The organism is Hamadaea tsunoensis DSM 44101, assembly GCF_000428945.1.
Taxonomy (GTDB): Bacteria; Actinomycetota; Actinomycetes; order Mycobacteriales; family Micromonosporaceae; genus Hamadaea; species Hamadaea tsunoensis.
On sequence record NZ_AUAX01000015.1, the window covers coordinates 154,306 to 175,537 of the forward strand.

General features: G+C 71.4%; 18 protein-coding genes. 11 read left to right on the forward strand and 7 right to left on the reverse strand.

What is annotated here, in order from left to right; translation table 11 throughout:
- Positions 1-178: 178 nt before the first annotated feature.
- Positions 179-2,122 (forward strand): glycoside hydrolase family 88 protein, encoded by a 1,944-nt coding sequence (locus tag G401_RS54900; protein ID WP_084557447.1) that lies wholly within the window; start codon positions 179-181, stop codon positions 2,120-2,122.
- 19 nt (positions 2,123-2,141) lie between these two features.
- On the opposite strand, the gene G401_RS0121430 is transcribed toward G401_RS54900, so the two are convergent.
- Positions 2,142-2,813, reverse strand: coding sequence for a FadR/GntR family transcriptional regulator (locus tag G401_RS0121430; RefSeq protein WP_027344117.1), 672 nt, complete (start codon positions 2,811-2,813; stop codon positions 2,142-2,144).
- A gap of 255 nt (positions 2,814-3,068) precedes the next feature.
- On the opposite strand from G401_RS0121430, the gene G401_RS53075 reads away from it, so the two are divergent.
- Positions 3,069-5,405: a glycosyl hydrolase family 28 protein gene (locus G401_RS53075; RefSeq protein WP_051366948.1), complete on the forward strand. Its 2,337-nt coding sequence runs from the start codon at positions 3,069-3,071 to the stop codon at positions 5,403-5,405.
- Between the two features lie 117 nt (positions 5,406-5,522).
- Positions 5,523-6,086, forward strand: coding sequence for a GNAT family N-acetyltransferase (locus G401_RS0121440; RefSeq protein WP_027344118.1), 564 nt, complete (start codon positions 5,523-5,525; stop codon positions 6,084-6,086).
- Positions 6,087-6,100: 14 nt separating this feature from the next.
- Here the strand turns inward: G401_RS0121440 and G401_RS0121445 are convergent, their stop codons facing one another.
- Entirely contained in the window at positions 6,101-6,499 is a 399-nt protein-coding gene (locus G401_RS0121445; RefSeq protein WP_027344119.1) for a winged helix-turn-helix transcriptional regulator, read from the reverse strand.
- A 71-nt stretch (positions 6,500-6,570) separates the two neighbouring features.
- Between G401_RS0121445 and G401_RS0121450 the strand changes: the two genes are divergently transcribed.
- Positions 6,571-7,158 carry an NADPH-dependent F420 reductase gene (locus tag G401_RS0121450; RefSeq protein ID WP_027344120.1) on the forward strand — a complete coding sequence of 196 codons (588 nt, stop codon included), beginning with the start codon at positions 6,571-6,573 and terminating at the stop codon, positions 7,156-7,158.
- 67 nt (positions 7,159-7,225) lie between these two features.
- Here the strand turns inward: G401_RS0121450 and G401_RS53080 are convergent, their stop codons facing one another.
- Positions 7,226-8,116: a helix-turn-helix domain-containing protein gene (locus G401_RS53080; protein WP_051366949.1), complete on the reverse strand. Its 891-nt coding sequence runs from the start codon at positions 8,114-8,116 to the stop codon at positions 7,226-7,228.
- A gap of 196 nt (positions 8,117-8,312) precedes the next feature.
- Between G401_RS53080 and G401_RS53085 the strand changes: the two genes are divergently transcribed.
- A complete protein-coding gene (locus tag G401_RS53085; protein WP_169734227.1) occupies positions 8,313-8,981 on the forward strand; it encodes a DUF998 domain-containing protein in 669 nt (222 codons plus the stop codon).
- On the opposite strand, the gene G401_RS0121465 is transcribed toward G401_RS53085, so the two are convergent.
- From G401_RS0121465 to G401_RS0121480, 4 genes are all read right to left on the reverse strand, one after another.
- A complete protein-coding gene (locus G401_RS0121465) occupies positions 8,962-9,609 on the reverse strand; it encodes a response regulator (protein WP_027344121.1) in 648 nt (215 codons plus the stop codon). The two genes, G401_RS53085 and G401_RS0121465, sit on opposite strands and share 20 nt — an antisense overlap.
- Positions 9,606-10,766: a sensor histidine kinase gene (locus tag G401_RS0121470; RefSeq protein ID WP_027344122.1), complete on the reverse strand. Its 1,161-nt coding sequence runs from the start codon at positions 10,764-10,766 to the stop codon at positions 9,606-9,608. The genes G401_RS0121465 and G401_RS0121470 overlap by 4 nt, the downstream gene beginning before the upstream one ends.
- The gene (locus G401_RS53090; protein WP_051366952.1) at positions 10,763-11,716 is read right to left on the reverse strand and encodes a hypothetical protein; all 954 of its coding nucleotides are present in this window, start codon (positions 11,714-11,716) and stop codon (positions 10,763-10,765) included. Before G401_RS53090 ends, G401_RS0121470 begins: the two co-directional genes overlap by 4 nt.
- A gap of 112 nt (positions 11,717-11,828) precedes the next feature.
- Positions 11,829-13,055, reverse strand: coding sequence for an MFS transporter (locus tag G401_RS0121480; protein ID WP_051366953.1), 1,227 nt, complete (start codon positions 13,053-13,055; stop codon positions 11,829-11,831).
- A 91-nt stretch (positions 13,056-13,146) separates the two neighbouring features.
- Here G401_RS0121480 and G401_RS0121485 point away from each other — a divergent pair, with 91 nt between their 5' ends.
- From G401_RS0121485 to G401_RS0121510, 6 genes are all read left to right on the forward strand, one after another.
- A complete protein-coding gene (locus G401_RS0121485) occupies positions 13,147-14,109 on the forward strand; it encodes an Lrp/AsnC family transcriptional regulator (protein WP_027344124.1) in 963 nt (320 codons plus the stop codon).
- Positions 14,110-14,491: 382 nt separating this feature from the next.
- Positions 14,492-15,919, forward strand: a complete 1,428-nt coding sequence (locus G401_RS0121490; RefSeq protein WP_027344125.1) for a hypothetical protein — start codon at positions 14,492-14,494, stop codon at positions 15,917-15,919.
- Positions 15,919-17,136: a hypothetical protein gene (locus tag G401_RS0121495; protein WP_027344126.1), complete on the forward strand. Its 1,218-nt coding sequence runs from the start codon at positions 15,919-15,921 to the stop codon at positions 17,134-17,136. Before G401_RS0121490 ends, G401_RS0121495 begins: the two co-directional genes overlap by 1 nt.
- Complete coding sequence (locus G401_RS0121500) at positions 17,133-19,532, forward strand: GTPase-associated protein 1-related protein (RefSeq protein ID WP_027344127.1); 2,400 nt, start codon at positions 17,133-17,135, stop codon at positions 19,530-19,532. Before G401_RS0121495 ends, G401_RS0121500 begins: the two co-directional genes overlap by 4 nt.
- A gap of 13 nt (positions 19,533-19,545) precedes the next feature.
- Positions 19,546-21,048, forward strand: coding sequence for a TRAFAC clade GTPase domain-containing protein (locus G401_RS0121505; protein WP_027344128.1), 1,503 nt, complete (start codon positions 19,546-19,548; stop codon positions 21,046-21,048).
- Positions 21,038-21,226 (forward strand): hypothetical protein, encoded by a 189-nt coding sequence (locus G401_RS0121510; RefSeq protein WP_027344129.1) that lies wholly within the window; start codon positions 21,038-21,040, stop codon positions 21,224-21,226. The genes G401_RS0121505 and G401_RS0121510 overlap by 11 nt, the downstream gene beginning before the upstream one ends.
- Positions 21,227-21,232 lie beyond the last annotated feature (6 nt).

The window sequence follows — 21,232 nt, forward strand, 5'->3', positions numbered from 1 at the left end:
CTATGTTTTGCCCGGCCGCCGAATCAGGCCAGAACGCCACATCGCCTGCACTCCAAGTATTTTCAGACCTCAAACTATGTAAGTTAGATGAACTAACAATCGTGCTGACCTGGCGAAAGATTGTTCGCAGCGCCGCGGCGTCCAATTCATCGGGTGACTTGGCAGGAGGATCTTCCGCATGCACACCGCTCACCGCCGGCTCGCGACGCTCGTCGCCCCGGCCCTGCTCGCCGGACTGCTCATACCGATCACCGGGGTCTCCCCCGCCGCCGCCGCGCCGCTACGCCTCGAGGCCGAGCAGGCCGTCATCTCCCAGGGCGCCGTCGAGTCCAACCACCTCGGCTTCTCCGGCACCGGGTTCGTCAACTACGACAACGTCACCGGCTCCTTCGTGGAATGGAACGTCAGCGCCGGCGCGGCGGCGAGCATCACGCTGCTGCTGCGCTACTCCAACGGGACGACCGCCGACCGTCCGATGGCCCTCACCGTCGACGGCGCCGCCGTCGCCACGCCGGCGTTCGCTCCGACCGCCGGCTGGGACACCTGGGCCTCGTTCACGCAGACGGTGAGCCTGGCCCCGGGCGTCCACACGATCCGGGCCACGGCGACGACGGCCAACGGCGGCCCGAACGTCGACTACCTCGACCTCGATGCCGGCGCGGCACCACAGCTGCTGGAGGCCGAGACGGCCGGCTTCGTCGGCTCCTGCGCGGTGGAGAGCAACTGGCCCGGCTACACCGGCACCGGCTTCGCCAACTGCGACAACGCGATCGGCGCCGGGCTGCAGTGGTCGGTCTCGGCCACCCTCGCCGGGCCGGCGAACCTCTCCTTCCGGTACGCCAACGGCGCCACCACCGGCCGCCCGGCCAGCCTGGAGGTCAACGGGGCGGTGGTCGCCACGTTGCCGTTCGCGCCGACCGGTTCCTGGTCGACGTGGCAGTCGGCCACCTTCTCAGCGCCGCTCACCGCTGGAACGAACGCGGTCCGGCTGCTCGCCACGACGGCCGGCGGCCTGCCCAATGTCGACTCGCTGACCGTCGGCGGCCCGGGCGGCGGCACCGGCGGCACCGACTGGGGAGTGGCGATGGTCGAGTCCACCATGGCCCGCTACACCCCGGCCACGATCGGCGGCTGGAGCTACCCCGTCGCGCTCTACATGTACGGGCAGTACCTCGTCTACCAGCGCACCGGGGACCGGCGGTACCTCGACTACATCAAGGCGTGGATGGACCGGTTCGTCGACAGCAAGGGCAACGTGTCGCAGAGCTTCGACAGCCTCGACAGCATGCTCCCGGGCCGGGTGCTCCTCGTCCTCTACCGGGAGACCGGGCTCGCCAGGTACCGCATCGCCGCGCAGAAGATCCACGACCGGTTCGCCACCTATCCGCGTACCTCCGACGGGGGGTTCTGGCACGCGACGACCGCCAGCCGGGCCGGGCAGCTCTGGGCCGACGGAGCGTTCATGTCGATGCCGTTCCTCGCCGAGTACGGCCAGGTCGTCGGGGACAGCACGTACGCCTGGGACGAGGCGACGAAACAGCTCGTGATCTACGCCGGCCACCTGCAGCAGGCGAGCGGGCTGCTCAAGCACGCCTATGACGAGCCGCGCGACGAGACCTGGTCCGACAACACGACCGGGCTGTCGCCGGAGTACTGGTGCCGCGCGATCGGCTGGTTCGGCATGGCGACGACGCAGATCCTCGACATCATCCCGGCCGACCACCCGCGCCGGGCGCAGCTGATCACGATCGAGCAGAACATGGTCCGCGGCTTCGCGGCGTACCAGGACCCGGCGTCGGGTCGCTGGTTCCAGGTCGTCGACAAGGGCGGCCGCTCGGACGACTGGACCGAGACCTCGTGCTCCAGCATGTACGCGTACACCATCGACAGGGCCGTCGAGAAGGGTTACGTGCCGACCTCCTACCAGGCCGACGCCGACCGGGGTTTCGCCGGGGTGCTGGACCGGATCTCGCTGGGGCCGGACGGGCGTACCAATCTGACCGACATCTCGGTCGGCACGAACGTCGGCGACTACGCGTACTACGTGGGCCGCGACCGCGCGACGAACGACTTCCACGGCCTCGGCGCGTTCCTGATCATGTACGAGCAGCTGCGGCGCTGACGCGGTCGCGCATCCCGCGTCAGAGGGCTTTGCGCAGCCACTGCTCGACGCCCGCGACGTGGACGGCGGCCCAGTTGCGAGCGACGTCGGCCTCACGCGCGAGCAGGGCCGCGTGGATCGCGCGGTGCTGCTCGCGGGTGCGGTCGGCGGCGCCGGCCTGGGTCAGGCCGCGCCACGCCCGCGCCCGCAGCGTCGGGGCCGACAGACTCTCGATGAGCGAGGCGAGCACCGGATTGCCGCAGCTCGCCGCGATGCGGCGGTGGAACTCGAGGTCGCCGGCGATGAGTTCGTTGATGTCGGAGGCCTGCTCCATGGCGTCGAGGAGGGTCGCGAGCTCGGCGAGTTCGTCCTCGGTGATGTGCCGGGCGGCCATCGCGGTCGCCTCCGCCTCGAGTACGCGCCGCACCTCCAGCAGGTGCAGCACGCTGTCGTCGCGGTGGAAGTCGAGGATGAACCCGACCGTGTCGAGCAGCACCTCGGGCTGCAGGCTGGTGACGTAGGTGCCGTCGCCCTGCCGCACGTCGAGTACGCGGATCAGCGACAGCGCCTTGACCGCCTCGCGCAGGGAATTGCGTGACAGTCCCAGCCGTTCGGCGAGATCGGCCTCCTTGGGCAGTCGGCCGCCCGGTTGCAGCTCACCAGAAACGATCATTTCCTTGATGCGTTCGATCGCTTCGTCGGTCAGCGCCATGCGCCCCAGGATAGAGCACGCCCACGACGAAGACATCGGATGTCCGTCCCACAGGGGCGCCAAGGAGTCCGATAAAGCGGGGAATCACGCCAGCAGACATCGGATGTCGACCGGCGAGCGCAGGCATCGACCCGCTTGACTTAACACCCGATCAATCCTACGGTTTGAACGCCGCATATCGCGCCATGCGGGAAGTCCGCCCTGCACCAGGGGCAATACCTCCTATGTATCGGACTCTCCTGAGGAGACTCGGCGATGCGCATCCGACGGCTGACCGCCACCGTCCTCACGGTGGCCACCGGAATCCTGACCATCGGCAGCGCGGGCATGCCCGCGTACGCCGCGACCTTCAACGTGCGCAACTACGGCGCCACCGGCAACGGCTCCACCAACGACTCCGCCGCGATCCAGGCCGCGATCGACGCCGCCGCCAGCGCCGGAGGCGGGATTGTGCAGTTCCCCGCCGGCACGTACAAGTCGGCCAACACGATCCACCTCAAGAGCAACATCACCGTCCAGCTCGACGCCGGCTCGACCGTCGTCGGCTCCAGCGCCGACACCTACGATCCGCCCGAGGCCAACCCCTACGACGCCTACCAGGACTACGGGCACAGCCACTTCCACGACGCCATGTTCTACGGCGACCGGCTGACCAACCTCGCCTTCACCGGCTCGGGCACCCTCGACGGCGGCGGCAACCTCATCACCGGGAACCCCGCCAGCGGCGAGGCCGACAAGATCCTGTCGCTGACCCGGTGTACCGGCCTGACCCTCAACGGCATCACGCTGCGCCGCGGCGGGCACTTCGCGATCCTCACCAACAACTGCAACGACATCACCTCCGACCAGTTGAAGATCTTCACCTCCAGCGACCGCGACGCGTGGAACATCATCAGCGCCACCAACGTGACGATCACCAACGCCGACATCAACGGCAACGACGACGCGATCGTCTTCAAGAGCGACTACGCGCTCGGCGCCAAGCTGCCCAACGGACATGTCCGCGTCTCCGACTCGCACGTGAGCGCGGGCTGCTGCAACGCGGTGATGTTCGGCTCGGAGACCTGCGGCGACTTCACCGACTACGTCTTCGAGCGGCTGAACATCACCAGCGCCGACAAGTCCGGCCTCGGGATGGTCTCCATGGACGGGGCGAACATCTCCGACGTGCACTACCGCGACATCACCATGACCGGTGTGGCGTCACCCATCATGCAGAAGATCGGCACCCGCAAACGCTGCGGCAACAGTCCCGGCGTGGGCCACATCAGCAACGTCACGTACGAGAACATCACCGCCACCGGCAAGTCCAGCCCGCAGTTCGCCCCGACCCTGTGGGGCGAGGCCGGCTCGAACCAGATCACGAACGTCAGCTTCACCAACGTGCACATCACCGTGCCCGGCGGCAGCTCGGCGGTGTCGACCGCGGTGCCCACCAACGACCCGACGAACTACAATCCCAACAGCATCGGCACCCGGCCCGCCTACGGCTGGTACATCCACAACGCCGCCAACGTCACCTTCACCGACAGCTCCGTCGAGTTCGCCGCCAACGACAACCGCCCGGCGGTCATCGCCAACACCGGCAGCAGCGTACGGTTCACCAACTTCACCGCCGAGAAGGGCAGCGGCTCGGCGTCCGACGCCCTGTTCCAGACGGTCGCCGGATACTGCGTCACCGGGCAGAACACCACCGGCGGCGCGTTGCGGGTCAGCGCCTCCGGCTCCACCGTCAGCTGCCCGCCGCCGGTGATCGAGACGCACGCCCTGGAGGCCGAGTCCGGCACCGTCACCGCCCCGATGCAGATCGGCACCGACCCGGCCGCGTGGGGCAGCCGCTACGTCGCCGCGGCCGCCGGCAGCAACAGCACCGCCGGCGCCCCCACGTCGGGATGGGCCACGGTACCGTTCAGCGTCACGCACGCCGGGACCTACAAGATCATGGGCCGCGTCATCGCTCCCACCACCTCGGACGATTCTTTCTGGGTACGCGTCGACAACGGCCCGTGGACCGACTGGAACGACATCGACCCCGGCGCCGCCTGGCACTGGGCCGACGTGACCGACGACGCCAACGCCAACGCGCTCGTCACCCGGAGTCTGACGGCCGGCGCGCACACACTGACCATCGCCTACCGGGAGGACGGAGCCAAGCTGGACCGGCTGCTGGTCACCAACGACCTCGCCCTGGTGCCGGCCAACGATCCGCCGCCCGCGGGCACCCGCTACGAGGCCGAGGACGCCGTCCTCTCCCAGGGCGCAGTCGAGGCCAACCACCTCGGCTTCTCAGGCACGGGATTCGTCAACACCGACAACGTCGCCGGCGCCTACGTCGAATGGACCGTGACCGCCTCGACGGCCGGCCCGGCCACGGTACGCATCGCGTACGCCAACGGCACCACCACCGCGCGCCCGTCGGACGTCACCGTCAACGGCACGCTCGTCGCCGGCCCGACGTTCGACCCGACGGCGAACTGGGACACCTGGGCCAGTGTGGCGATACCAGTCACGCTCTCCGCCGGATCCAACACCATCCGGATCACCGCCAGCACCGCGGGCGGCTGCCCGAACCTCGACTACGCCGAGATCTGACCGGCGCACGGCCGCTCGGTGGTGGGCAGCCACCGGGCGGTCCGTGCAGCTCAACCCTCCAGTGCGCTGCCGTCCATCCTTTGAGGAAATGTCAGTCCCCTCGGGCACACTGACGCCATGACGCTGACGACTCGCCTGCTGACCCCCGAGACCTGGGACGACTTCGCCGTGCTCGTCGAGGCCAACAACGGCGTGTGGGGCGGATGCTGGTGCATGGGCTTCCATCCGGAGGCGTTCAGCGCCGGTTCCCCCGAGGGCAACCGGGAGGCGAAGCAGCGGCACGTGGTCAACGGAACCGTCCATCAGGTGCTCGTCTACGACGGTGACCGCTGCGTCGGCTGGTGCCAGTTCGGCCCCCCGGCGGAGCTGCCGAACATCAAGAACCGCGCCGCCTACGACAAGGGCGTCGAAGATCCGCCGGACTGGCGTATCGGCTGCATCTTCACCAACGCCAAGGACCGCGGCCGGGGCGTCGCCGCCGCGGCGGTGGCAGCAGCGCTCGACGAGATCAAGCGGGCCGGCGGCGGTGTCGTCGAGGCGTACCCGGAGCAGACGGAAGAGCGGCCGCCGCAGCGGGGCGCCTACCTGCACACCGGGCCCGAAGAGCTGTACGCGCGATTCGGCTTCGTCCGCGTACGCAAGACCGCCAAGTGGCGCTGGGTCATGCGGGCAACCCTCTGACCCTGCGGCACGCTTCAGCGGCGCGGATCGAAGTCCGACCGGGCCGCGTCGATCTCGGCGATGTGCTCCTCGGCCCACACCGTGACCGCCGCCATGACCGGCAGCAGACTCTCCCCCAACGCCGTCAGCCGGTACGCGACGCCGGCCGGGCTGCCCGCGACCGCCGACCGGCCGACCAGCCCGTCGCGCTCCAGACCGCGCAGCGTCTCGGTCAGCATCTTCTGCGTCGCGCCCGGCACCGCCCGGGTCAGCTCGCCGTTGCGGCGCGGCCCGAGGGCGAGCTCCTTCAGCACGAGGCTGACCCAGCGCCCGCCGAGCCGGCCGAGGACCCGATGGGTCGGGCAGCCGGCCACCGCGTCCAGGTGCACCGCCCGCGCGGCCGACCGCCGTTCGGGCGCTTTGATCGTCGGCATCCGCTCCTCCTGCCCAGGCACTCTGAAGTGCGTACTGTCGCACCGGATCAGGATCACTCTACGGTCGGCGTATGAGCGTGATCGCCCTCCTCGGCGCCGGGAACGTCGCCCGCGCCCTGGCGCCGGCCTGGTCGGCCGCCGGCCACGAAGTCCTCATCGGTACCCGCGACCGGCTCGGTCCGGCCGCCGCGACCGCCGAGATCGTGGTGAACGCCCTGCCGGGCGCCGCCTCGGTCGAGGTGCTCGGCCGCCTCGCGCCGCAACTGCGGGGCAAGGTGCTCCTCGACCTCGCGAACGCCGTCGAGCTGGGACCGGACGGCTTCGCCACCCGACTGCTGTACGCCAACCTCGCCGAGCGCCTGCAACAGGAGCTGCCCGAGACCCGGGTGGTCAAAGCGCTGAACACGGTCGGACCCGCGGCTCTGATGGCCGACCCGGGCAGTCTCGCGGCGCCGCCCGCGACATTCCTCTGTGGAGACGACGCCGACGCCAAACGGGTCGTCACCGGTCTGCTCGCGGACCTCGGCTGGCCGGACGGCAGCATCATCGATCTCGGCGGCGTCGCGTACGCGTGGTGGCCGGAGTCCTTCGTCCTCGTCGTCCGGCCACTGATCGCCGCCCTGGGACCGGTGCCGTTCGCGTTGTCGGTCGCCCGCTGAGGAAGCGTCGCCGGCCGCCCACCGAGGGCGAATCGCCTCTTCCGGCGCTTGACGTGGCGCCCGCGGCTCAGCGACGGTCGAGTTGGTGAAGCCGTTCGGGCTCGACGCCGGCTTCGCGCAGGCACGCACCGCAGACACCGTCCCGGGAGACGAGCGGGAATCCGTCGGGGAGCAGGAAGGCCACCAACCGCCGTTCATCGCCGGTACGCACCGGCGCGAGCGTCGTCAAGCTGAGCCGGACGTGATACGCCGAATCGTTGGGCTGCAACGGATCGGTGTGACCGGGACGGCGGAAGACGCCGTCGCGCAGCGGCCCGTCGAGGAGCACGTCGGTCTGCCGTTCCCACATCTGCCGGGCGTCGGCGCTGCGGGCGCAGATCTTCTCGACCATGGCCGCGTAGTCGGCGCTGCGGGATGAGCGCAGCATCCGCGCCCGCAACCGCGCCATGATCATGGCCGCCTCGGCATGCCAATCGACCAGGACGTGCCGCGAATGCGGATCGAGGAAGAACCAGTGCAGGATGGTCTGCTCACCGGCCGGCCGCTGCGTGAAGTCGCAGATCCATGTGGCGAACGCGGAGTTCTGCACCTCGACCTGCCAGAACGCATCGGTCAGATACGCCGGGTGCGGATCGAGCGCGAGCACGGTACGCCTCAGCGCGGGATCGGTCTCGATGACGTCGTCGACGGCGGGCGGCAGCGAGCCGGTCGCGAGGTACCACAGGATGCTGCGCTCGTCAGTGGACAGCCGCAGCGCGGCCGCGATCGCCTCCAGCAGCTCGGGGGTCGGCCGGTGTTCGGCCCCTTGTTCCAGCGCGCTGATGGTGCGCACGGAGTAGCCCGTCAGCCGGGCCAGGTCCTCCTGGGTCAGGGTGCCGCGCCGGCGCCGGTGGCCGATCGCGCCGATCTCGTCGAGCTCGCGGCGGCCGCGGCGTTCACGCAGGAACCGGCCCAACATGTCCTCGTTCAGCGCCAACCCCCTCGCCCGTGACCGGCAACGCCGGGCCGTGGCCGGCAACGGCTTCGCCGGTAACGGTATCGCCCGGCAGATGATCTCGGGAATCCCGTTCGCTGGCGATCACCTTCTCTGGTGTGGCCACGGCGCGCTGCCCATCATCGACATGATTGTCCTCCGACGTGAAAGGCAGATCATCGTGACCGACACCGCGATCCGTCCCACCGGCGTACGCCCGGCCGAACGACGGCCGGCGCTCAACGCCGGAGCCGCCGCCGGCCCGCTCTTCCTGGCCGTCGCCATCCTCCAGGCCGTCACCCGTCCGGGATTCGACCTGCTGCGGCACCCGGTCAGTCTGCTGAGCCTGGGCGATCTGGGCTGGCTCCAGATCGCCAACTTCATCGCCACCGGGCTGCTGTTCCTGGCCGGCGCGGTCGGCCTGCGCCGGTCGCTGGGGGCCGGTCCCGCCTCCCGGTGGGCACCGATCCTCGTGGGTACGCTCGGCGTCGCCCTGGTCGTCGGCGGCGTCTTCACGCCCGACCCGGCTCTCGCCTTCCCACCCGGTACGCCCGACGGCCGCCCCGCGACGATGAGCTTCCACGGAACCGTGCACGCCATCGCGCCCGCGGTCGGTTTCGTGGCGCTGGCCGTCGCCTGCTTCGTCATGGCCCGGCGGTTCTCCGCCGACGGCCGCCGCGCGACGGCCGTCACCTCGTGGATCGTCGGCGCCGTCGTCTTCGTCCTCTCGGGAGCGTCCAACGTCACCGGTCAGATGGGGCTGCTGTGGCTGGCGCTCGTCGTAGGGCTGGGCTGGTCGGCGGTCATGCTCGCCCGACCGGCAGCCACGGTCAGCGGTTCGGGGAGATGAACCCCGACTCGTACGCGATGATCACCGCCTGCACACGGTCGCGCGCGCCGAGTTTGGTCAGCACGTTGCCGACATGGGTCTTGACGGTCTCCACACCGATGAACAGCCGCTCGGCGATCTCGGCGTTGCTGCGCCCCTCGCCGATCAGCCGGAGGACGTCCGCTTCCCGTCCGGTCAGCGATCGCAGGGCGGTGCCGTCGCGGCGGTTGCCGAAGGCCGCGGCCAACCGGCGTACGGAGGCGGGGAACAGCAGCGAGTCGCCGTGTGCCACCGTGCGCAGGGCCTGCAGCAGTTCGTCCGGCCGCGCGCGCTTCAGCAGGAATCCGCTCGCTCCGGCCTGGAGGGCGGCGAAGACGTGCTCGTCGTTCTCGAAGGTGGTGATCACGACGATCTTCGGCGGCTCGGGGACGCGCGCGATGATCGCACTCGTCGCCTGAAGGCCGTCGACGCCGGGCATGCGTACGTCCATCAGGATCAGGTGCGGGCGCAGGGCCCTGGTCCGCGACAGCGCCTCGGCTCCGTCGGCCGCTTCGCCGACGACGGTCAGATCCGGCTCGGCGTCGATGAGCACGCGCAGCCCGGCCCGGATCAGCGGCTCGTCGTCGGCGATCAGCACGCCCACCGTCATGGCTTCTCCTCGTAGGGGAACACGGCGTGCAGCCGCCAGCGCCCCTGCGACGCCCCGGCCTCGACCCGGCCGCCGAGGGACGCCGCCCGCTCGCGTACGCCCAGCAGGCCGCGGCCGCCGTCGCGACGCGTCCGGGACGGCGGCTCGTCGGGCATCGGGTTCTCCACGGTCAGGGTCGCGTGCGCTGCGCGTACCACCAGATGGAGGGTGACCGGGCCACGGCCGTGACGGATGGCGTTGGTCAGGGCTTCGCGTGCGACCTGCTGGAGTTCGTGCGCGGTGGGGGCGGGAACGCGGCTCTCGTCGCCGTCGACCTCGGCGACCACCTCGACACCCGAGCGCCGGGCGGACTCCACCAGATGGACCACGCGGGGGGTGTCGCGCAGGAGGCCCAGGACATGGTCCAGCTCCGCCTGGGCGGCGCGGGCCGCTTCCTCGATGTGCCCCAGCGCGGTACGCGTGAACGCCGGATCGGTGTCGAGCACCCGCGCCGCCGCCCCGGCCTGGACCATGACGACGCTGAGCGTGTGCCCGACCGAGTCGTGCAAGTCACGGGCGAGCCGGTTGCGGTCGGCCAGCTGCTCGGTGGTGCGCCGCAGCGCCGCGATCCGGTCGGCCGGCGACGGGCCCAGCAGTACCGGGGCCAGCCGGGCGAGCAGCGCGCCCACCCCGACCGCGGCGCCGACGAGCAGGGCGGCCAGGGCGATACCGGCGAGCGGCCGGGCCGGGCCGAGGGCGGCGATCCACTCCGGCCGGACGGACCGGCCGAGATCGCCGGTGAGGGGCGACAGGACGAGCAGGACGACGGCGGGCGGTACGGCCAGGGTCATTCCCGCGACGATGCTGCCCAGCAGCAGATGAACAAGCCAGAACAGTGCTGTGCGGGCACGGCTGCCGCGCGCGGCCGGATCGATGCCCTGGGCGGGACCACCGAGCAGGGCCCGCGCGGTCGGGAGCTCGATCGCGCGGATGACCGGCAGGAAGCCGGTGACCGCGACGAGGGGCAGCGCGGCGCCGTAGACGATCGGGTCCGGGTTGAGGACGCCCCGCACCAGCGAGCCGTTGACTTCCAGTACCACCTGCATCAGGAGGACGTACGGCATGATCAGCGCGCCGCCGATGATCTGGTGAAGCCAGCGCCGCCCCACGAGTCTCACCCGCCCAGCCTCTCATCCGCCCCGGTACGCGCGGCGGCCACGGCCGGTTCCGGGGCGCCGGACGGATCTGGTGCCGCCCGCCGGGTCGTCAGTGCGACCGCGGCGAGCATGCCGACCACCGTCCCGCTCATCAGGCGGAACAAGGAGACCAGGCCGAGCAGGCCGAGCCGGGAGCCGCCACCGAGGGGCGAATCGACGACCATGTTCAGGATCAGCCACAGCCCCCAGGCGAAGTCTGCGCCCGCACCCACCCAGATCAGCGCGAACGTCCGCCAGGTGAAGCCGCGGCGCGTACGGGCCAGACCGACGGCCGCGCCGATCGACAGCAGGCCGAAGACCGCCTGCAGAAACCGCCCGGTGAAGCCGTCCGCCCCGTCCGGCAGCCCGGCCGTGCCACCGAAACCCCAGTACAGGCAGATCACGCCGGTCGCGGCCTGCAGGACCACCATGAATGCCGCCAACAGGCGCAGCTCGGCCGGCAGCGGCTGGGCGGGCAGCCGCGGCCAGCGCTCCCTGGCGTACAGGGTGAAGGCGGTCAGAAGCGCGAGCCCCTGGACGATGAAGCCCGCGTAGACCATCTCGTACACCCACGGCTCGACGATGCCGCCGCCCGCGGTGAAGACGTTCACTCCGCGCGCGGCGCCGATCAGGACGGCGGGCACCACGGCCAGCACGATCGGCCCGAGAAAGCCGGTGCCGACCCACATCGGGAACAGCACCGGCGCAGCCGCCAGCCGGCGACCCCATCGGCTGACGAACGCCAGCGCGAGCAGGATGGCCGTCGCGTCCATGAGCATCGTCACCGCGTTGAGCGTGTCGAGCATCGCCCCGTCGGGAGTGGACGCTTTCACGCCCACGGTGCCGCCCGCCAGCCACACGGCCTTCAGGACCAGGTAGGGCAGGGCAGCCACGACGGCCGCGTACGCCGCCAGGTGTTTCGCTCTCGTCATGGGTCAAGGGTCGTCGCCGGGAAGGGACGGCGACTCCCGCGTGGAGGGGAGGTGCTCCCCCTCGCGAGGGAGCACAGCAGATCCAGCAGCGTTTCCATCCGTGTGGCCGGGATCAGGTCCATGGCGCCTTCGACGCCACGGGAGCCGGTCGGCGGACCATGACTGCGGTGGTCAGAGCGGTGCCGAGGACGAACGACGCGGCGACGGCGAAGGCCGGGTCGACCGTCGCGGGGTCGCGTAGGTACATGCCGCCGAGGACCATCGTGCCCACCGTGGCGCCGAGTTGCTGGACGGCGTTGAGGAGTCCCGAGGCCGAGCCGATCTGCTGCGCGTCGAGGTCGCTCAGGGCGGTGGTGAAGAACGACGGCGTGAACAGTCCCGCCCCGACCCCGATGACGGCCAGCGCGTACGGGAGGACGGCGGGATGCTGGCGGTAGGCGTACACGGCGATCGTTATTCCACAGAGGACGAGCGCGAGCGAGCCGAGGAGAGTGCGGCGTGGACGGGCGGACAGCAGGCGACCGCCCGCGGCGAGTGAGGCGGCGGCCATGCCGAGGGTCCACGGCAGCAGGGTGAGGGCCGCGCCGATGGTGTCGGCGCCGGCCGCGAGCTGGGCGTGCAGGACGACGACCAGGGTGAGGCCGGTGGTCAGGGCGAACAGCAGGCCGCAGGTGACCAGGGCGGCCGGGAACGCGGGCCGGCGCAGCAGGCTGACCTCCAGCAGGCTGTACCAGCGCGGCCGGTCGGGGGCGCGGTCCTGCGGCAGGGGCCGGGCGAGGAGGAGGACGGCCAGGCAGACGGGCAGGTTCACGAGGAACGCCGCGCGCCACGACCAGGCGTGCGCGAGAACGCCGCCGAGGATCGGCCCGCTGATGGCGGCCAGTCCCATGACCGGTCCGATGGTGCCCAGCGCCCGGGTCACCTCCCGCCCGCGGAACATCGCCTTGATCAGGCCGACGGTCTGCGGGACGATCGCCGCCGCGGCGGCGCCCTGAACGGCGCGGGCGGCCAGCAGCAGCCCCATCGTCGGGGCCAGGGCGCAGGCGAGCGAGGCGGCCGCGAACGCCACGACTCCACCGAGGAAGACACGCCGGCGCCCGACGATGTCGCCCAGTCGGCCGCCGGGCAGGAGCAGTAGCGCGAACGGCAGCGTGTACGCGCTGGTCACCCACTTCACCGAGGACAGCGGACCACCGAGGTCGGCGTGGATGACGGGCGCCACGATCTGCGCGATCGTGGCGTCGAGCAGGTTCGCGGCTTCGGCGGCCAGCAGCGCGACGAGGCCGATCCACCGGTGGCGGTACGCCGCGGGCGCGGCCCGGGTCTCCAGAAGGGTCATGCCGCAACGATGCGCACCGGCCGGGCTGGTGCTCCAGCTACCGGCCGACATCCGGCGGAATCTTCCAACACTATGGTCTAGCCTGCGGAATATGCTCATCCTCGACGAGGTCGACCGGCAACTCGCCCACGCCCTGCATCTCGACGCCCGGGCGCCGCTCGCGAAGCTCGCCGAGGTCATCGGCACCTCGCCGCAGACCGTCGCCCGCCGGTATCAGCGCCTGCGCGAACACGCCGGCCTGCGGGTGGTCGGCCTGGCCGATCCCGGGCACACCCAACGCCAGCGGTGGCTCGTGCGATTCACGGCCGCGCCCCAGGCCGTGCAGGAGATCGCGTACGCGCTGGCCCGCCGCGGCGACACGTCCTGGATCCGGCTGACCTCGGGCGGCACCGAGATCGTGGCGGTCGTCGAGACAGCCGACCCCGCGGCGGGCGCCGATCCGCATGCGCTGCTGCTGCGGGACGTTCCCCGGACGGCCAGCATCACGGCGGTGTCGGCACACTACCTGCTGCATCTGTACGTGGGCGGCCCGATCGCCTGGCGCGGCCGGATGAACGCGCTCGACGCCGGTCAGGAGGCACGACTGCGCCCGGACACCCCGGTCTCCCCCACCGGGACCGTCATCACCTTCAGCCCGGCGGATCGCCGTCTGCTGGCCGCACTCCGGCGCGACGGCCGGGCGACCTATGCCGAACTCGCGACCGCGACCGGCTGGTCGGCGTCGACCGTCACCCGCCGGGTCGACGAACTCCGCGAACGCGGCGCGCTCTTCTTCGACGTCGAGATCGACGACTCACTGCTGGGCATCGGGGCCGCGGCGATGCTCTGGCTGTCGGTGCCACCGGTGCACCTCGACCGCGTCGCGACCACGCTGGCCGGCCACCCCGAACTGGCCGTCGTGGCCGCGACCACCGGCCGGACCAACCTGTTCGCCAATGTCCTGACCGCCGATCCCCGGCAGCTGCACCATTATCTGACGACACGGCTCGCGCTGCCGGAGATCACGGCGGTGGAGACGGCGCCGGTTCTGCGTACGCTCAAGGGCGTGGCGTAGCCGGGCGGCGGTAGCGTGTCGGCCACCTCGTCTGCGTCGTCCACGTGCACAGCGGTCGCGAGATCTTCGAGGCGTACGCCAAGACCTGGCCGTGACCGGCCTGATCCCGTCTCCGGCCGCGGTCGGCGCGGCTACCCCAGCCAGGAAATGTACGAGATCGAGTACGGGTCGATCGGACCCATACGGCAACGGAGGGTGTCGCCGAGAGCTCCGACTGATCGGCCGGTCCTCCGCCTCGGTTCAGATCCGTGGGCGACGACATGCGTGCGGCGCACCGGACGGCATGGTGCTGTCCTATAGCCGCCTGAGCGATTGTCCGCGACCGATCAGTTGTGATCTGTTTGTCACTGGACACTCCACTCACGACGCAGGAGCAGCACTCGTGGCCTTCGATCCCAACGCCTATGAGGAGGGGGTCATCCGTCCCCTGCGGGGCGTGCACGGCAGCCTGCCGGCGGGCGATCTGTGGGTCCGGTACGCGATAGCCGGCGACCTGCCCGGCGAGCAGCTGGCGTCCCATCTGGCCGCGGTGCGCCGGTACTGGCGTGAACGGGCGGAGGAGGGCGGTCACGCGGCCGAGGTGTGCCGGCTGCTGCTGGCCGAGGACGAGCGGCTGAGGCACCAGTACGGTGACGCCCTGATGCAGCCGTCGTGGTGGCGCGAGCGGCGTTCCGGTCCCGGCCCGGCGGAACCGACGGTCCCCGAAACGGCTGCGCCGGTCGGCGTACCGGCGACCGATCTCGTCGACACGCATTGGCACGGCGAGGCGCTCGCGCACATCCGCGGCTGGTTGACCGGGCCGCGGGGGGTCGGTCCCCTCGACGGCCTCGGCGGGCGCCCAGCTCAGGACCTCCGGCCGCCGCCCCGCGCGCATCCGGTCCCGCTGGTTCCCACCGTCGACGACTTCACCGTCGTCGTACGCTCGACCGACGGCGACCGCTGCATGCTCGAATTCTCCTGGACGACGCCCTCGGGCCAGCGGGTGGAGGTGCTGCGCTGTCCCGGCGTGCCGCGGTGGCCCGCGGGAACGGTGGTGCCCGAGTCGGCGCTGGCGGCCATGGGCGTCCCCGTCGCCGGTACGCGTGGCGGCGCGGCCGGGCACCCCACGATGGTCGCCGAGGAACCGGTCGGCTACCTGGTCTACGTCCCGGTGGGGCTGCGCGACGGCCGGGCCACGATCGGCCATCCCGCCGCCGTCGCGGTGGCCGGGCCCGTACGCCGACTGCGCATCCGCCGGATGGGCCGCGACGCGGTCGTCACCTGGGTCTGGCCGGACACCGCCAGCTCCGTGGAGATCGACTGGCGTACCCGCGCCGGGGCCGGCAGGCGGATCGTGACCGTGGACGAATTCACCGACGACGCCCGGTGCGTGCTGCCGGTCGGCCGCGACGGAGTCGACATCTCCGTACGCGCGACCCTGCTGCTGCACGGCACCCGGGTGAAGTCGCCGCCGCGTACCGCCGTCCTGGGTCCGGCGCCGGCCCGGGTCGGCTACGAGGTACGGCACAGCCGCTCCACCGGCCAGTCCCCGCGTTCGGTGACCGTCGAGTTCTCCTCGGCGGACGAGTGCCCGCCGTTCGACGCGGTCGTCGTCCTCGCGCACGGCGACATCATGCCGTTCGACGCCTCGATGGGCCGGGTTCTCGGTCGCGTACGGGTGGGCCTGCACGGCAGCACCCCCTCGGCGTACTCCTTCGTACTTGCGGCCGAGGACACCGCTCGGCGTCCCTATTGGATCCGCTGTTTCGCCGAACCGGTCGACGTCGTCTCGATGGTCGATCCGCCGGTCGATCGCCTGAAGGTGGTGTGATGAGCCAAGGTCGGGACCCCTCATGCCCGTTCTGCTACAACGAGATCGTCGGCGGAGCCCTGTGGTTCGTGTGCGGCGGGGTGGGCTCGCCGGGCCGCAACGGCTGCGCGTTCGGCCCGGACGCCGAACGCGAGCGGCTGACGGGCCTGAACTTCCAGTCGCGGCCGGCGTTCAAGGCGCCGCCGACCAGGCGCCTCGGCAAGGCGCTCATGCGGGCGTCGTGCCCGCACTGCGGGGGCGCGACCGGCCAGCGGTGCTGCCCGCACTGCCACTGCCCGCTGTCGAGCCACTTCGGCACCTCGACCAGCCCGCTCATCGCCATGGTCGGCGCCAAGGGCACCGGCAAGACCGTCTACCTGACGGTTCTGGCCAGAGAGCTGCTCACCAAGTTGTGGCGCCAGTTCAAGGCCGACATCCGGCTCAGCGGCGACTCCCAGGGCGCGCAGGGCACGCGCCAGTGGCTCGACCGCAACATCAACCACGTGTACGCCGACCGGCGGCTGTTCCCGAAGACCCCACGGGCCGAGCGCGGGCGCAAGCAGCCGGTGGTGTTCGAGTGGCGGCAGGAGGGCGACGGATTCCGCTTCAAGCGGGAGAAGGTCTTCGAGACGACCTTCCTGTCGTTCTACGACACGGCCGGCGAGGACCTGCTCACGCTGCAGAGCGTGCACGACCAGACCTATATCGGCTCGGCCGACGCCCTGATCCTGCTGATCGATCCGTTCACCCTGCCCAAGGCCCGGGACTTCATCTCGCTGCCGGACGAGGCCATCACCACGGAGGACTCGACCGACGACATCATCGGGCTGGTCACCGAGTCACTGCGGTCCAGCCATGGCAGCCGGACCGAGGGGCGCATCTCCATCCCGATCGCCGTCACCTTCACCAAGATGGACGCGGTGCTGGAGAGCCTTCCCGAGGACCACTTCCTGCGCCGTACGCCGCCGCAGGACGGACACTACGACGAGTCGTTCGGCCTGGAGACCCACGAGCAGATCCGTTCGCTGCTGCAGAAGTGGGGCGGCGAGAAGATCGACAACCACTTCGACAAGAACTACAAGACCTACCGGTACTTCGGTGTATCGGCGCTCGGCGCTAAGCCCGACTACACCCAGTCCAAGGTCAACCAGTCGGGTGTCCAGCCCTTCCGGGTGGAGGAACCGCTGATCTGGCTGCTCAGCAGGTTCAACGTGGTGAAGCGGCGGCCGCGGGCATGACCGGCCGCCTGGAGATGCTGATCTTCACCGACTGCCGCGCCGGCGAAGGCCTCGAAGGCGGCGCCGGCCTGCAGTTCCAGGCCCGGTCCCCGGCCGCGGACGAGCAGGCCATGGCGGTCGTCCGGGCCGACCTGCTCTACCAGCCGTCCGACGAGTTCATGCGGACCCGCCGGGCGGTCGCGGACTTCCCGCCATCGTTCGCGTACGTCTGCGACACGATCATGGCCGCCTCCGCCGGGGTCTACCTGGGCAAGGAGGCCAGCGGTCACCGCCAGGGCAACCAGCTGACCCATTGCGTCTTCAGCCCCGACGCTGCGGCGTACGCGAAGGTGCGCCCCGCCCAGCTGTTCGGCGCGAGGTTCTGGCGCGACCGGCCGGCCGACGGAACCGCCCTGCCGCCGCTGGAAGCGGGTTGGGTCCCCGGCCCGCTGACCGCCGAACTCGTACAGCAGGAGGTGCGGGCACTCCCCGGCGGCGAGGCCATGCTGCAGGCGCTGCTGACCGCCGTCGAAGCGGTCCTGCGCGAGCCGTCCAGCGCCCGCCGGGTCCTGCTGCTCGCCCGTGACCTGCGCGACGTGATGGTCTGGCTGGCCGCCGCCACCCTGCTGCTGCCGCAGGAGGTCGCGCTCACCGCGGGCTTCCGCGCCTTCGTGGCCAACCCGACCGTGATCCGCCAGCCGATCATGGCCGTGCACGCCGACGACAACCCGTCCGGCGTCACGGTGGACAACGATCTCGGCTACCACGTGTTCGACGTGGACACCGGACGGCATTCGCAGCCGGCCCCCTCGCCGTACGCGCAGACCTGGGCCCGGCTGTTCCTCACCGAGGACGCGTACGACGTCGTGGACGCGGTCGAATTGGCCGCGGTGTCCGGGCTCGGCTGGCAGGACGCCGCCCGGCTCGCGATGACGGTGGTGTCGCGGCGCCCGCCGGCACCGGCCGACGTTCCCCTGGTGGTGCAATGGCTGCGGACCGGCCCGCCGGACCTCATCGCGCTGCACGGGCCGCGACTCGCCCGCGGTCTGCGGGACGACAGCGGCACCTGGCCGCCCGCCGTGCTCGCGGAGCTCGACGATCTGGCCCGGCGCGGCGTCGTCGAGGTCGACGCGCCGGCCGTCCGGCTGGCGCTGCTGGCGGACGAGGTACGCCGGGCGGTCGCCGAGAACCGGGTCGACGCGACGGTACTGGCTCCGATCGGCCGCGCCTGGACCGCGGAGCATCAGCGGACCGTGGTCGCCACGCTCACGTCGGCCGCCGCCACCGCCTCCCCCCGGCAGTTCGAAGCGTTGCAGCGACTCGCCCGCCGGTTCGGAGTGGCGCCGCGGGTGGGCGAGATCACCGGGGCGATGGAGGCGTTCGCCCGCGACTGGATCGCGAACACGCACGCCGGATACCTGCCGGATCAGTGGCCGAACCGCGCGGCGATCGAGGAGCGCGTACGCGTACAGCTCGAACGGTCGGATCCTCTCGCCCACACGACGTTCCTGTGCGAGTGGTGGTGGCTGCTGCTCGACACGGATCTGAGCCCTTCCCTGCGGCAGGCCACGACACGAGCGGTCCTCGGCACGGGCGATCGCCTGTCGACGATCCAGCGGTTCATCCGGGCGGCGAAGAGCCGCCCGCAGGCGGTGTCGTCGCTGGCCCACCTCACCCGCGAGATCTGGGCCGGACAGCCGCTGACCCTCGGCGACGCCGTCCTGCTGACCGGTCCCCAGGGGCTGCCGCGCAACCTCCCGCTGCCGCCGGAGATGTTCGACGAGCTGGCCCACCGGCTGATGTTCGCCACCGAGCTGTCCGCCGACGATCTGAACATCGGCTACCGCTTCGCCGATCACGGCACGTGGCGGCCGAGTCAGGCGGTCATGCGGCTGTTCGACGAGGAGGCCAGGCTGCAGCTGGTCCTCACCGAGATCGAGAGCAACCAGCCCACCGAGGCGGTCATCAGCCAGACCGTCGCGGGCGTCGGCGACAGGGTCCTGCGCGCGCACATGAGCCGCGTCCTGCGGACCATGCTCTTCGCCCCGGCGGTGATCAGCACCACGACATTGCTGAAGGCCAAACCGTCCCTGGTCGTTCCGCTCATCGCCGACCTTGCTCCCCGGGTGGGCGGGGACACCGCGTCGCCCAACCGGATCGCGTTGGCGTTCGTCCTGTCGGCCCACAATCTGAGCGCCGAGGTCGGCCGGGCCGTCAGCGACGACGCCCGCCTGGTGCTCGCCAACGGGGTCAGAGTCTGGTTGCGCGCCGACAAGGCCATCCACGCGCAGCACGTCAACGCGGCCACCGATCAGATCTCGTTCTTCGGTCCACCTTGGACAGACACATGGCGGCGGACGGTCCGGGCGGAGCGCCCGCGCGGGCGAGGACTGCGCGGGCTCGGCGGATGGAGGTGATCCGTTGCCGGTCATGTTGATCATCCTCATCGCGATCGGCTTCGTCGTCGCCGTCGTCGCGGTCGTCTTCGCCGCCGTACGGCTCTACATCCCGTGGACACCCGCGCTGCTGGCGATGGGCGTCGCGTGCGGCTTCCTGCTCGCGGTCTGGCACGCGGTGCGGGTGCTCTCCGGCCTCGGCGGCGGCGACACGATCCGGCCGGACCGGCTCTACCTGCCGCCCGGCCGTGGCCGCGTACGCGACTTCGCGTGGCCCCACTACCTGGCCGGGCAGGTCATGCTGGACGGAACCGCCGTCGTCGACCGCACCATGGGAGACGTCCGGCTGCTGTGGCGGCTGCTGCTGAAGACCGCGCCCCGCAGGTTGACCAGGTGGTTCGACGAGGGCGCCGGCCGCATCACCGCGCAGGTGGCCGGGCTCCTGCTGGGCCTGCTCGTGGCGGCGGCGCTGGCCGGCGCGACCGTCGGCGCGGCGCTGGGGGCGACGTTCGTCCTCCTCGCGATGGGGGCCGTCGCCCTCGCCGGCTGGGCCGGGGGCATCCTGGTGGCGATCCCGCTCAACTGGCGCGACGTCCTGGTCCGCCGGGTTCGCCATGCGTCCGCGTTCTGCCCCGCCTGCCACTACTCGACCGACGTCCCGGCGTTCCGCTGCCCCGGGCCGGTTCATGTTCCGGCCGGGGCCGCGCTGCATCGGGATCTGCGCGCCGGATCCTCGGGGCTGTTCCGGCGTACCTGCGGCTGCGGCGCTCACCTGCCGACGACGCATCTGCGGGCCGCGGCGGTCCTCGACGCGGTGTGCCCGCTGTGCGAGACCCCGCTCGGCCGGGACGCGGGCATGCGGACGAGCGTACGCGTGGTGGTGGCCGGTGCGGCCGGCGCGGGCAAGAGCCGCTGGGCGGCAGACGCCTCCCGTGACGGTGGACAGTCCGTCCTGGACGGTCCGTGCCCGTTGATCCGGCTGGCGGGACGGCACCGGCACGGACCCGCGGACATCCTGCTGATCGACCCGCCCGGTGACGCCGTCACCGATCCGCGCCGCCACGACGAGGTACGGGCACTGCACGCGGCGCACGCCGTGGTGTTCGTCATCGACCCGTTCACCCTGCCGAAGATCGCCCGGACCCTCGCCGGCCCGCAGCGGGCGCAGGTCGACCCGGCACTGGGCGAAGGGCCGGCCCGCGACGGCTACGACGCGATCGTCCAGCTGCTCGACAGCCAGGCGGTCCCGCTGAGCCGGCTGCCGATGGCCGTGGTCGTGTCCAAAGCGGACCTGCTGCGCCGCCATCCGGTCGGGCGTACGCTCGGCGCGGACAGCGCGGGTATCCGGGACTGGCTCAGCGACGCGGGCCTCGCCCATCTGATCCTGGCCGCCGACCGGGAGTTCGGTCCCGTGCGCTACTTCGCCCCCGAGCCCGGTACGCAAGCCGACGGCGCCCTGCCGTGGCTGCTGTCCGAGTTCTCCGTGAGCCTCGCGCCCCGGTCCGCCCGTCCGCAGGAGGCGACCCGTGTCCGCTGAACGCGTACCGCCCGGCTATGTCAACGCCCGGATCGTGCTGCTCGTCCTGGTGATCGGGCTGACCGCGCTGCTGGTCGCGTTCCTCTCGACGAAGGGCCTGTTCTCCGCCGTCTGGCAGGGCCTGACCCATCTGCAGGACTGGTCCGCGCGGACGTGGGGAAGGATGTGGCCCGGATGAGCGGGC